This is a genomic window from Pseudoalteromonas sp. A41-2 (assembly GCF_015767615.1).
GTDB lineage: Bacteria > Pseudomonadota > Gammaproteobacteria > Enterobacterales > Alteromonadaceae > Pseudoalteromonas > Pseudoalteromonas lipolytica.
Genome location: NZ_CP065231.1, coordinates 1,828,447 through 1,842,049, shown reverse-complemented (window position 1 = coordinate 1,842,049; position 13,603 = coordinate 1,828,447). Strand labels below are relative to the sequence as shown.

Sequence of the window (13,603 nt, the reverse complement as noted above, 5' to 3'; positions counted from 1 at the left end):
TTGGTTTCGGCTATACTCAGAGTAGGGGTTGCTTAGAAGTCGCTTATGAATACAAAAACATCTGAATATTTGCCTGATATTGTTGAGCTTTTACTAGACGCTGTGTGTGTTGTAGATGTTAAAGGTTGCTTACTTTTTACAAATCCTGCCTTCGAAACTATTTTTGGTTATTCACCTGGCGAAGCAATTAATAGACAAATGCTCGATTTTGTTTACCCCGAAGACAGAGCAAAAACCATACACGCAATTAACCAAATAATGAACAACAATCAGCATCCACGGTTTGAAAATCGTTGGGTAAGAAAAGATGGCCGGATCGTGCATGTTTTGTGGTCAGTGTATTGGTCACAAGAGAAGGAAGTGAGAGTCGCCATTGCGTATGACATAACAGAGCAAAAAAATCTCGAACAAAAGCTTATCTATTTAGCAGGGCATGACCCGCTCACTGACTTACCAAATCGAAGCTTTTTAATAAACCAACTTGAAGAATCACTGTCAATCGCTAATACGCTTTCGTCGGTGCTTGGGGTGTTGTTTATTGATATAGATGGGTTTAAGCAAGTTAATGATATTCATGGTCATGCAGCAGGTGATAAATTATTAAAAACCATCGCGATGCGAATTCGTCATGTGCTTAAAAAAAATGACAGTGTTGGTCGCTTAGGGGGCGATGAGTTCGTTGTCATTTTAAACAGTATAAAGAACAAGCAAGACATTCTTATGTTGGTCGACACGTTAAAGAAAGAGATAGCAAAGCCACTTGAATTTAACGATGCTGAGCTTGCTTACTCCCCTAGTATGGGGGCCGTAATGTTTCCTGAATATTATGGAGATGCAGAGTATTTGATTCAATGTGCTGATAAAGCCATGTACCGTGCTAAGCATTCGGGGGGGAATCAAGTTGTGTTTTATAACGATGATATAAAGCTACCCGGCGCTCAAAGTATTAAACCATAAGTAAAAGTTCAACTGCGACTCAGGCCATCAAAATAGGTCTTTAAATAGACACATATTACAAAAAGCAATCGCCTTTATTTAATAGAGGCGCTTAATACCTATCTGCTGTGTTAAAAGTTTTAACCTAATAATCTGTCTTCTAACTCATTACTATTGCTTGAAGCGAAATATTAGTTAGCCTTGAATGATTCATTGAAGGAGTGACACTATGTTAAAGCGAAAAACAATAACAACGAGCAGTGTTTTGTTTGGCTCATCATTACTATTAGCAACGGCTGCACACGCCACAACGCCTGAAGTTAATAACCAACGAGCGTTGCATGAAATAGCGAGTGCAGTTTCAAAGACCCGTATAGAGCAAGATATTCAAACCTTGGTTGATTTTGGCACGCGACATACTTTATCAGAGACTAAATCAAATACTCGTGGTATTGGGGCTGCAAGACGCTGGATAAAAGCGGAGTTTGAAGCAATTTCAAAAGCGTGTGGCCAGTGCCTTGAAATCATTGAGGTCAAAGACACTATTTCTGGCGAAAAACGTATTCCAAACCCTGTTGAAGTGGTAAATATAATTGCCATTCAGCGAGGACAGGTTGACCCTAATCGGATGGTTATGATGTCGGGTGATATCGATTCTCGTGTCAGTGATGTGATGGACTACACCTCAGATGCACCGGGTGCGAACGATAATGCCTCAGGTGTAGCGGGTGTGATTGAGTCTGCGCGAGTGTTGTCACAATACACATTTAATGGCTCGATTGTTTATGCCGCACTATCAGGTGAAGAGCAAGGATTGTTTGGTGGTAAAATATTAGCGAAATACGCGCAAGATAATAACTGGCGAGTACATGCTGTCTTAAATAACGATATGATCGGTAATTCTACCGGTATTAATGGTGTAACAGATAACACCACCGCACGTATTTTCTCTGAAGGCACACGGGTTATTGAAACCAAAGAACAAGCCCATAAGCGTCGGTTTACCGGGGGAGAAGTCGATTCTGCGAGCCGCAACCTCGCACGCTACATCGATACAATCGCCGACAAATACATAGAAAATCTTGATACCATGTTGGTGTATCGATTAGACAGGTTTGGGCGTGGAGGGCATCACCGCCCATTCAACGATGTTGGCTTTGCTGCTGTTCGTATAATGGAAACCAACGAAAATTATAATCAACAACATCAAGACTTGCGCACCGAAGATGGCATTACATATGGTGATACAATTGATCATGTTGATTTTGCATATGCTGCAAAGTTAACGTCATTAAATGCAGTGAGTCTTGCGTCAATGGCATGGGCGCCAGCACCACCAACGGGAGTCAGTATTTCAGGGGCCGTTAAACCAAGCACCACCTTATCGTGGCACCACAGTGATGATCCTACAATTACAGGCTATAAAATTTACTGGCGTTATACCAGTGAACCCCAGTGGCAATTTAGTCGTGATGTTGGCAAAGTGACAACAGCGACGTTAAAAAATGTGGTGATTGATAACTACTATTTTGGTGTTGCAGCAGTAAATAAAGACGGTATTGAATCACCCGTTGTTTTTCCGGGAGATGTGGGTGCATTCGAATGGGAGAATAATGAGCCTTAAAACTTAATAACACGTCTTTATTATAAAGTGATCGATTTGTCTCATCAGTGAGTTTAAAACTAGTGAGACATTTCAATAGCTTGAAAAAGGAGCTGACATGCAATATCTAGAAAATATGCTGCAAACTGTAAAGGATTCTAACCCACACGAACAGGAATTCCATCAAGCCGTTGAAGAAGTGCTTACCTCATTAACCCCAATTCTTAAAGAAAATGACGTGTATCAACATAATGCGATTGTTGAGCGTTTAGTTGAGCCTGAAAGACAGATAATGTTTCGCGTGCCTTGGTTAGACGATAAAGGAAACGTGCAAGTTAATCGGGGATTTAGAATCGAATTTAGCTCTTCTCTTGGTCCTTACAAAGGGGGATTACGGTTTCATCCGAGTGTTAATTTAAGCGTGGTCAAATTTTTAGGCTTTGAGCAAGTTTTAAAAAATGCGTTAACAGGGCTTCCTTTAGGCGGTGCAAAAGGAGGGGCTGACTTTGATCCAAAAGGAAAGAGTGATCATGAAATTATGCGTTTTTGTCACTCTTTTATGACAGAGTTGTACCGACATATTGGTGCACAAACCGATGTGCCTGCAGGTGATATTGGTGTTGGGGAGCGAGAAATTGGCTATCTATTTGGTCAGTACAAGCGGATTACAAACCAATATAATGGGGTACTTACAGGTAAGCCCACTCTGTTAGGGGGCTCTTCATTAAGAGTCGAAGCAACGGGTTATGGTATCGCCTATTTTCTTAGTGCCATGCTTGATGCTAAAAATGATTCACTAAAAGGTAAACGTTGCTTGGTGTCAGGGGCTGGAAATGTTGCCCTGTATTTAATGGAAAAACTGTCACAATTCGATGCGATTATTTTGACCTGCAGTGACTCAAAAGGCACCTTATATTGTGAAGATGGCCTTGATGTTGAATTAATAAAACACTTAAAAAAAGAGCAGGGCGCTGCGCTGCGTGATTACTTGAACGAGCACCCACAAGCAGAGTATATCCCTGTGAGTCAGTATCCAAAAGACGGTCACCAAGTTTGGCACTTTAACGGCGATATCGCATTACCGTGCGCCACACAAAATGAAATAACTAAAAAAGATGCCCAAGCGCTTGTCGATAATGGCTGTAAAATTGTCTGTGAAGGTGCAAACATGCCAACGACCGCTGAGGCACACGCTATATTTCAAGAACACGATGTATATTTAGGTCCAAGCAAGGCTGCTAATGCTGGTGGGGTTGCAACGAGTCAATTTGAAATGGCGCAAAATGCAAGCTTGCAAACATGGCGGCCACAGCAGGTTGACGAAAAACTGCAACAAGTAATGAAAAACATTTTTGATAGAGTATCAGCAACGGCAAAACGTTATTCAAGTGAAGACGACCTGTCGCTCGGTGCAAACATTGCGGGGTTTGAACGGGTTGCTCAGGCGATGCTTAAGCAAGGCGTTGTTTAACTCACAGAACAGCTTATTAATGTTAAGAATGCGCTGTTAATGAAAATAGCTAGCCACTTTTTTGCAATTAGACTATGTTTAACATGCTTATTAAAGGAGTTAACTTATGTCTTATGCCGACGGTTTTGTAGCTGCTGTACCCACAGTAAATAAAGAAAAATACCTTGCACATGCTGAATTTGCAGCCGAAATATTCAAAGAATACGGTGCATTAAAGGTGGTCGAAACCTGGGGGAGTGATGTACCCGAGGGTGAAGTCACTTCATTTCCCATGGCTGTAAAAGCGGATGAAAATGAAACGGTGGTGTTTTCATGGGTCATCTGGCCTTCAAAAGCTGTTCGCGATAGCGGCTGGCAGAAACTAATGGAGGATCCGCGTATGAGCCCTGAAAACAACCCCATGCCATTTGATGGTAAGCGTTTGATTTATGGTGGTTTCGATATTATATTAGACAAATAAGAAGCGTGTATGTGGGCGTGTTTAAGCCCATTGAGTTTTTCTGTCTGATTGCCTATTTATGTAAAGCTCAGCCTTGCTGAGCTTTACTGCATCTAAACTACGAAAATGCCTTTTCGTTGAGTAGTTCTTGCATCTGTTCACGCATTTTGAATTTTTGCAATTTGCCTGTAACTGTCATCGGGTATTCGTCGACAAAGCGAATGTGCTTTGGCACTTTAAAATAAGCCAGCTTGTCTTTTAAAAAATCACGAATGGCATCTTCATCAAGTACGGCATCCTCTTTTGGTTGGATCCACGCACACACTTCTTCACCATATTTTTCATCACTGATGCCAAAAATCGCTGCATCCTGAATACCTGAGTAGGTGTATAGTACTTCCTCTATTTCACGAGGGTAAATGTTTTCGCCGCCGCGAATGATCATATCTTTAATACGACCAACAATCGCTACAAAACCGTGTTCGTCCATCACACCTAAATCGCCAGAATGTAACCAGCCGTGTTCATCGATAGTGGCATTGGTTTTTTCTTCATCGTTCCAGTAACAACGCATAATACCCGCACCTCGGCTACATACTTCACCGGGCACACCAATTTTTTGGATATCGCCAAGTTCATCAATAATTTTCACCTCGGTATGGGCAAGTGCTCGTCCTACTGTTGTCACTTGTTTTTCCAGTGGTGAATCTGTTTCGGTTACATTGTTAATCGGGCTGCATTCAGTTTGTCCATAACCAATAACCACCTCTTTCATGTGCATTAAGGTCTGTACTTTGCGCATGACTTCCTCTGGGCATGTGGAGCCAGCCATAACACCTGTACGCAGGCTTGATAAGTCATAATCAGCAAAGTTTTTTAGTTCAAGTTCGGCAATAAACATAGTGGGTACGCCATGAAGTGCTGTACAGTGTTCTTTTTCAACAACATCTAACGTTGTTTTCGGATCAAAGGAATCACCCGGAAAAACGGCAGTAGCCCCTTTACTAATACACACTAAATTGCCCAGTACCATGCCAAAACAATGATATAACGGAACTGGAATGCATAATTTATCAAGATGGGTTAGTTTCATGGCTTGTGCCATTAAGAAACCATTATTGAGAATGTTTTTATGCGATAACGTTGCGCCTTTAGGGTTTCCTGTCGTACCCGAGGTAAATTGAATATTGATATCTTGATCAGCTTTTAATGTTGCACTAATCGCATCAAGCTCAAGTTTATGTGCATCGGTCGCATGTTGCATTATGTCGCTAAAACAATACATTCCCGCTGTAGGACGTTCGCCAATGCGAATAATATTTTTCAAATGGGGAAGTGCTTTAAGATCTAAATTGCCTGCATCTGCATTTTTTAGTTCAGGTGCAAGTTCATTTAGCATGTCGATATAATTACTCGATTTAAACTCATCAGCGGTGATGAGTGTTGAGCATTCGACACTGTTTAATGCGTATTTTAGCTCGCTTGGGCGGTAGGCAGGGTTAATACACACCATAATGGCACCTATTTTCGCCGTGGCAAATTGTGTTAAGCACCATTCAATGTTATTGGGTGACCAAATACCCACACGATCACCGGGTTTAACGCCAATTGACAGCAAGCCCATCGCAAGTTGGTTTATCTGTTGCTGGTATTCTTTATACGTAAGGCGGATATTTTGATGATTAACAACAATCGCGGGGTGTTCTGGGTGATTGTCGACAATGTTATCTAGGTACTGACCAATGGTTTGCTCTATGAGAGGAATGTCAGTGCGACCTTTAAAATAGCTTTGTGTTAATGGGAGACTGTTATTATGTATGTTCTTTGCTTGCATTGTTTTCTCCGTGTCCTATTAAAATGTTGTCATGGACTTGATGCGAAAATAACAAAAATGAATACACTGCGTGTTCATTTAGTGTCAGTTTACAGTTTTAACTAAGCATAGATTGTCGACAAATAAAAGTCTTATAAGACTAATGTACAGTGATTGCAGTTAAATTAAGAGAAAAGAATGGTTTTTGGCAGGCATAAAAAAACGTGCCGTAGCACGTTCTTTTTAAACAAGATAAATTACGCTTGATCTTGTTTATAGGTTTTTCGCATTAAGTACACATAGGCACTGATAAACGCGTTTTCTTGAAACTTTTTCAGTCCAGTGTCTTCAAATTCGATAGGCAGTGGATTGCGTTTAAGCTGCTCTTTAATTGTTGTTGCGCTGAAAATTTGCACATCTAACTCTTCAATAAGTTGAATGGCTGTTTCCATTTTGAAACCTTTAGCACTGCCTGCAAATTTACCTTTAGGTTGACGCTCTTTAATTGCAACAGAATCAATTTGGTAATCTTGCATCAGTTTTCTAAAATCAAACTGAAATTTGCGCATAACTTCTGTGTCATTACCATCGCCTAACGTAAAGCGAGTTTGTCTTACATCACGGATATCAAACACGTCGTTATCTTTCGTTAAAATACACAGTAGTACATCGCTACCTGTAATTTCTACACCGCATGTTCTCATAGTTAATCTCTAAATAACTTAATTTGCGCAATTATAGCAAGTAACGTCCTGAAAAACAGTTGCTTTAAAAATGAATTTTAATTGCAATCGAACTATGGTCACTTACTGTAATATCTTCTACTGCTTGGTGGGGGGTTAAATGCGCATCATAGCTTTCGTATTCCAGCTTTGAGACCTTTGATAGTGCGCATTGTGGATTAAAATGCGCAGAGACCAAAATATAATCGAGCACGTTTCCCTTGCCGTGATAATAGTGGCTAAACGGCTTTGTGTTGTTCTCACTAGCAGCGCAAAATAGGTAGGCGTCTGTTAAGCCGACGACGGGTTCATTATTTGCTATACAGGGCTCGCAAAGAGTCGGGTGAAAGCCTTGTGTCATAAATGATAATGTGGGGCTTGTCAGCACGTCGTTAAAATCGCCCATCACCAAGGTGGCACATTGTTTTTCACGCTGTGTTTTTAACGCATCGTAATAAACAATAGACGCTTCTAATGAGCGTGATATTTGCGATTGCATTGCGCCAACTGTTTGGTGCAGCAACTGCAATAAGGGATCTTCAAGGTTATGTATGTTGAGTATGTGCGCCATAGATTGCACACGTTGTGATTTAAAATGCACAACATAACAGCACACCTCACCAAATTCAGGAAAGTCCAAGAAACACTTTATAGGCGTTCGATTAAACTTAAAATCACTTTGGTTGTTGAGGTATTCAAGCAATTCTGGGCAGGGAGTCAAAGGTTCGACACAAGTGAAAGGGTATTTACTGGCGATAGCAACAATAGGATTAAACAGCACTTGAGGGTACAGCGCATCGTGCGAAGGGCAGTCAACGGTTTCAAAATAATCATAACCGGCTTCTTTACACTGTATTTCTAATGCGTGAGCACTAAAAACCTCTTGAAACGCGACCACATCGGCTTTCGAATCAAACAGAAAATCACGCACAAACTGCTGCTTTTGCTGCCACTGCGTGTTGTTATAGCGTTCATGCTGTTGGTAAAACGAATAAGGGGGAGCAGTGTAGTTAAGTAAATTCAAACTAGCAAACTTGAGCGTATGCGTGTGTGGCATCGTGATCACCGTTAAAGTACTGACCTATTAAGTATGAAATGACTTAAGTAATTGTCAATTTACTCACCTAAATACTTGTATTTGAGGACTCTAGCGGCGACAATGGGCGCTTGTATTTGCGAAGACTCAGTAAATACACGTCTTTTAGGCACCAAATGGCAATGCTTATTCGTAAAAGCGTTGCAGAGTTACTCAAAATTTATTTAAAAAATTACATGTGATGCATTGTAGGCATCACCACTGTATAAGGATTTATAATGCCAGTTATTACCCTTCCTGACGGCAGTCAGCGTAGTTTTGAAAACCCAGTAAGTACATATGATGTTGCCAGCGATATTGGCCCAGGTTTAGCGAAAGCAACCATAGCCGGTCGTGTAAATGGTAATCGTGTTGATGCATGTGACTTAATTACCGACGATGCGCGCTTAGAAATTATTACTGCCAAGGATGACGACGGTTTAGAAATCATCCGTCACTCTTGTGCGCACCTTATTGGTCACGCAGTTAAGCAACTTTTCCCTGACGCGAAAATGGCAATTGGTCCAACGATCGACAATGGTTTTTACTACGATATCGATATGGATCACTCATTAAGTCAAGACGATTTAGACGCCATCGAAAAGCGTATGCTTGAACTTGCAAAAACAAACTACGATGTGGTTAAAAAGACCGTAAGCTGGCAAGAAGCGCGTGATACATTCGAAGCACGTGGTGAAACATACAAAATGGAAATCTTAGACGAGAATATCGCAAAAGATGACCGCCCAGGTTTATACCACCACGAAGAATACATTGACATGTGTCGTGGCCCACACGTACCAAATATGAAATTCTGCCAACATTTTAAAATAATGAAAGTGGCGGGTGCTTATTGGCGCGGTGATTCTGAAAACAAAATGCTGCAACGTATTTACGGCACAGCATGGGCAGATAAAAAGCAACTTAAAGCGTATTTAAAACGTTTAGAAGAAGCTGAAAAACGTGACCACCGTCGCATTGGTAAAGCACTTGATTTATGGCATTGGCAAGAAGAAGCGCCGGGTATGGTGTTTTGGCATAATGACGGCTGGAGCATTTACCGTGAGCTTGAAGACTTCGTTCGTGAAAAACTACGTGAGTACGACTACGAAGAAGTGAAAGGCCCATTAATGATGGACCGAGTTTTGTGGGAAAAATCAGGGCACTGGGATAAATACGCAGATGCCATGTTCACCACAGAATCTGAAAAGCGTGAATATGCTATTAAACCAATGAACTGTCCTGGTCATGTGCAAATTTTCAACCAAGGTCTAAAATCATACCGTGACTTACCATTGCGTATGGCTGAGTTTGGTTGTTGTCATCGTAATGAGCCATCAGGTGCATTACATGGCTTAATGCGTGTTCGTGGTTTTACACAAGATGATGCACATATATTCTGTACTGAAGACCAAATTATGGATGAAGTATCAGCGTGTATCAAAATGGTTTACGACACGTATGAAACGTTCGGTTTTGAAAAGATCGTTGTAAAACTGTCTACTCGCCCAGAAAAACGTATCGGTGAAGACGAAATGTGGGACAAAGCAGAGCTTGCGTTAGCAGAAGCTCTGAAAGTAAACGACATTGAGTTTGATTACTTACCGGGTGAAGGGGCGTTTTACGGTCCGAAAATTGAATTTACATTATATGATTGTTTAGACCGTGCATGGCAATGTGGTACAGTGCAATTAGATTTTGCATTACCAGGTCGTTTAGGTGCGACATACGTTGCAGAAAATAACGAACGTCGTACACCAGTTATGATACACCGTGCTATATTAGGTTCGATTGAGCGTTTCATTGGTATTTTAACTGAAGAATACGCCGGATTGTTCCCGACATGGCTTGCACCTAAGCAAGTGGTGATCATGAATATCACGGATAAACAAGCTGACTATGTGCAAGAAATTGTACAAAAATTAAATAAACTTGGAATTAGAGCCGCTGCTGACTTGAGAAATGAGAAGATTGGCTTTAAAATCCGTGAACATACGTTAAAACGTATTCCTTACTTACTTGTTGTAGGCGACAAAGAAGTTGAACAACAAGAAGTGGCAGTACGCACTCGCACAGGTGAAGACCTAGGCAAATTTAATGTTGATGATTTCATTGCAAAAATTAGCGACGAAATAAAAAATCGACAATAAATCATGAGCGTGTAGGGCATAACAAACAGCCAACTACACGCTTTTTATTTTATATTCTTGGAGGATCGTACCATTAGAGGCGGCAAGAAAGGGCAACAAACAGCTCAAAAAAATCGTATCAACGAAGATATTACAGCTAAAGAAGTTCGTTTAATTGACATTGACGGCGAGCAAGCTGGCATCGTGTCATTAAAAGAGGCGCAAGCTATGGCTGATGATGCGGGTGTAGATCTTGTAGAAATCAGTCCTAATGCTGAGCCACCTGTTTGTAAGGTTATGGACTACGGTAAGTTCATCTTTGAGAAAAGCAAAGAACTAAAAGAACAAAAGAAAAAGCAAAAGCAAATCCAGGTGAAAGAAATCAAATTCCGTCCAGGCACGGATGAAGGTGATTACCAGGTTAAGCTTCGCAATTTGCGTAAGTTCTTAGAAGCGGGTGATAAAGCTAAAATTACTATTCGTTTCCGTGGTCGTGAAATGGCTCACCAAGAAATTGGTATTGAATTATTAAATCGTGTTAAAGCTGATTTGGAAGATGTTTCACAAGTTGAATCTTTCCCAAATCGTGTTGAAGGTCGCCAAATGGTTATGATGATGGCACCTATTGCTAAAAAGCAATAAACAAGCGATAATACGCACCGAATTTATCTCAGGTCATCAAGTAACAGCTTGCTGTTCACCTGAAATAACCGGTTTAAGTAAAGTTGCAGTGCATTAGTACTGGGCTTTCACCGGATAATGGCGGTAAGTTAGGCCTTGAAAGAAGAGCTATTTATATCTCTCGCCTGCTTGCCATATTGTTGAGCAATACATTTGGAGTTATTGCAATGGCTTACAAGCTAAAATCACACAGAGGCGCAGCTAAGCGTTTCAAGAAAACTGCTTCTGGCGGTTTCAAGCGTAAACAAGCGCATCTTCGTCACATTCTGACTAAGAAAACTTCTAAGCGTAAATTACACTTACGTCCTAAGATGATGGTTCATAAGAATGACCATGGTCTAGTTTCACGTATGTTACCATTCGCTTAATAGGAGTCTTCAGAAATGGCAAGAGTTAAACGCGGTGTTATCGCACGTGCACGTCACAAAAAAGTTTTAAAACAAGCTAAAGGTTACTACGGAGCACGTTCACGTGTTTACCGCGTAGCTTTCCAGGCAGTTACTAAAGCGGGTCAATACGCTTACCGTGACCGTCGTGCTAAGAAACGTACTTTCCGTCAACTTTGGATTGCACGTATCAATGCAGCAGCTCGTCAAAACGGTCTTTCATACAGCCGTTTTATCAATGGTCTTAAAAAGACATCTGTAGAAATCGATCGTAAGATCCTTGCAGATATCGCTGTTTACGACCAAGTTGCATTCGCAGCGCTTGTTGCAAAAGCTAAAGAAGGCCTAGCGGCTTAATTTTCGCTTTTGATACAGTTTAAAAAGGAGCCTAGTGCTCCTTTTTTTGATCTTAGAACTCCTTGAACCGTGAATCTTTAAATAATCACGTCCTGTCATTTGCTCCATTTTTTTGTTGAATCACCGCAGTTTACGCAATCTATTCTAATTAGTTGTTATAATTCCCGTTAATAGAATAAGTACCGCACTTGAGAGTGATATGTTTGCCAGTTTAGTGTTTTTATCTACTGTAGTGACTTTAGACAGCCACCTACCTCCTTTGTTACCGTGGCAAGGTAACAGTGTGTCATTAATGCAAGAAAAAGGGCCATTAACGACTGATTTTGAATTAAGTGATGGCACCTTATCGCCAAATTATGCAGACACAATGGCTTTTGTAGATCGACTCGTTGCGGCTAATCCTACTCAATTTAAAGTAAAAACGATTGCCACAAGTAGCAGTGGCCGCGCAATAAAAATGCTTGTTGCTAATGAGCAAGGGTTGTTTGAGCCAACACAACTTGTTGCAGATACCAAACCAACTATCTTTGTTCAAGCGGGTATTCACAGCGGGGAAATTGACGGTAAAGATGCCATGTTTATGCTATTACGTGATATTGCGACCGGAAAGCGTCGTGATATTTTAAGTAAAGTAAACATACTGTTCATTCCAATTCTGAATGTAGATGGTCACGAACGTAGCAGCCAATTTAACCGTATAAATCAACGCGGCCCAGCAGAAATGGGATTTAGAACTAACGGTCTAAATTTAAACTTAAATCGTGATTATACCAAGCTTGATACCCCCGAAATACAAGGGGTTATGCAGGTTATAAATCAATTCAAACCCGACCTTTATATTGATGTACATGTAACAGATGGCGCTGATTACCAATACGATGTCACGTATGGGTACAATCCTGTGTTCTCAAGTGAGTCACCAAGTGTGTCAGAAGCGCTAGACACCCTGTTTAAACCTGTCATTGATGCCAAATTAGAAAAAGCAGGGCACATACCTGGGCCATTGGTGTTTGTTATGGACAAGCGCGATTTCAAAAAAGGCTTAGCAGGATGGGTTGCGACACCTCGTTATTCGAATGGGTGGGGTGACTTACGTTCATTGCCTAGTATTTTAGTTGAAAATCACTCTTTAAAACCTTACAAGCAGCGTGTGTTAGGCACTTATGTGTTTATCGACGGCGCTATTGATGCGCTTGCAGCTAACGATAAAGCATTAAATGCCGCTGTAAAAAAAGAGCTCGATTTTAAACCGAGACAACTCGTTGTTGAGCGTAGTTACGCAAAGCAACCCGACACAATCGCATTTAAAGGCATTGCCTATTCACGCAGTGAAAGCGCGCTTACAGGGCAAGCTGAAGTTAAATACCTCGGTGAAGCTAAAAACTATGAGTCATTGCCGATTTTTTGGCAAAAAGACGTTAAGAAAACGGTTCATGTTCCTCGTGCGTTTTACATTCCACCTGCGTATAGCAATATAATCAAAAAACTTAAGTTACACGGTATCGACGTTACTCAGGTTGATAACACGCCAACGGCAGTGATGACACAGGCAAGCGTAGTCGACTATACATTTGCTAAAGCTCCCTTTGAAGGGCGTTTTCGTGTAGATGCCAAATTTGACTATGCCCCTGTGCAAGTAGATGTACAGGGCTGGTATAAAGTCTCAACGGCGCAACCCTACTCAGAATTGGCAACACATTTGCTGCACCCTGAAGCCCCTGATTCATTTTTTTCATGGGGTGAGTTTAACACCATTTTTCAACGTACTGAGTACATGGAAAATTACGCGCTTATGCCATATGCTCGTCAGATGCTAAAAGAAAAACCGGCCCTTGCATTAGAGTTTGATCAGAAAATTCGTGAAGATAAACAATTTGCGAATGATCCAGAAGCGCGTCTGAATTGGCTTTATGAGCGTACCCCATTTTATGATCAAGCGTATTTAAAATACCCAATTTTAATGACGTTTGAGACACCTGAACAAGGATAAA

The 13,603-nt window shown here is 41.0% G+C and carries 12 protein-coding genes; 9 read left to right on the top strand and 3 right to left on the bottom strand.

The genetic code is table 11. From position 1 onward, the window contains the following. The first annotated feature begins 45 nt into the window (after positions 1-45). The 4 genes from IT970_RS08460 (at position 46) to IT970_RS08445 (ending at position 4,470) form a co-directional block, all read left to right on the top strand. Positions 46-957: a diguanylate cyclase domain-containing protein gene (locus IT970_RS08460; protein WP_196857198.1), complete on the top strand. Its 912-nt coding sequence runs from the start codon at positions 46-48 to the stop codon at positions 955-957. A gap of 208 nt (positions 958-1,165) precedes the next feature. Further along, positions 1,166-2,560 carry a M28 family metallopeptidase gene (locus IT970_RS08455; protein ID WP_196857197.1) on the top strand — a complete coding sequence of 465 codons (1,395 nt, stop codon included), beginning with the start codon at positions 1,166-1,168 and terminating at the stop codon, positions 2,558-2,560. Between the two features lie 97 nt (positions 2,561-2,657). Next, entirely contained in the window at positions 2,658-4,010 is a 1,353-nt protein-coding gene (gene gdhA / locus IT970_RS08450) for an NADP-specific glutamate dehydrogenase (protein ID WP_196857196.1), read from the top strand. 106 nt (positions 4,011-4,116) lie between these two features. Beyond that, the gene (locus tag IT970_RS08445; protein WP_196857195.1) at positions 4,117-4,470 is read left to right on the top strand and encodes a DUF1428 domain-containing protein; all 354 of its coding nucleotides are present in this window, start codon (positions 4,117-4,119) and stop codon (positions 4,468-4,470) included. A gap of 97 nt (positions 4,471-4,567) precedes the next feature. Here IT970_RS08445 and IT970_RS08440 read toward each other — a convergent pair whose 3' ends face one another. From IT970_RS08440 to IT970_RS08430, 3 genes are all read right to left on the bottom strand, one after another. Then, entirely contained in the window at positions 4,568-6,283 is a 1,716-nt protein-coding gene (locus tag IT970_RS08440; protein ID WP_196857194.1) for an AMP-binding protein, read from the bottom strand. A gap of 236 nt (positions 6,284-6,519) precedes the next feature. Then, entirely contained in the window at positions 6,520-6,966 is a 447-nt protein-coding gene (locus IT970_RS08435; protein ID WP_036968178.1) for a DUF3010 family protein, read from the bottom strand. Positions 6,967-7,030: 64 nt separating this feature from the next. Further along, entirely contained in the window at positions 7,031-8,041 is a 1,011-nt protein-coding gene (locus IT970_RS08430; protein ID WP_196857193.1) for an endonuclease/exonuclease/phosphatase family protein, read from the bottom strand. A gap of 257 nt (positions 8,042-8,298) precedes the next feature. On the opposite strand from IT970_RS08430, the gene thrS reads away from it, so the two are divergent. The 5 genes from thrS to IT970_RS08405 all read left to right on the top strand — a co-directional run bounded on the left by thrS (position 8,299) and on the right by IT970_RS08405 (position 13,602). Next, on the top strand, positions 8,299-10,209 hold the full coding sequence (thrS, locus tag IT970_RS08425; protein ID WP_036968184.1) for a threonine--tRNA ligase: 1,911 nt from the start codon (positions 8,299-8,301) through the stop codon (positions 10,207-10,209). Between the two features lie 57 nt (positions 10,210-10,266). Further along, on the top strand, positions 10,267-10,830 hold the full coding sequence (infC, locus tag IT970_RS08420; RefSeq protein WP_074989585.1) for a translation initiation factor IF-3: 564 nt from the start codon (positions 10,267-10,269) through the stop codon (positions 10,828-10,830). 206 nt (positions 10,831-11,036) lie between these two features. Then, positions 11,037-11,237, top strand: coding sequence for a 50S ribosomal protein L35 (gene rpmI / locus IT970_RS08415; protein ID WP_004587840.1), 201 nt, complete (start codon positions 11,037-11,039; stop codon positions 11,235-11,237). A 15-nt stretch (positions 11,238-11,252) separates the two neighbouring features. After that, positions 11,253-11,612, top strand: coding sequence for a 50S ribosomal protein L20 (rplT, locus tag IT970_RS08410; protein WP_036968189.1), 360 nt, complete (start codon positions 11,253-11,255; stop codon positions 11,610-11,612). 199 nt (positions 11,613-11,811) lie between these two features. After that, the gene (locus IT970_RS08405; RefSeq protein WP_118844334.1) at positions 11,812-13,602 is read left to right on the top strand and encodes a M14 family metallopeptidase; all 1,791 of its coding nucleotides are present in this window, start codon (positions 11,812-11,814) and stop codon (positions 13,600-13,602) included. Position 13,603 lies beyond the last annotated feature (1 nt).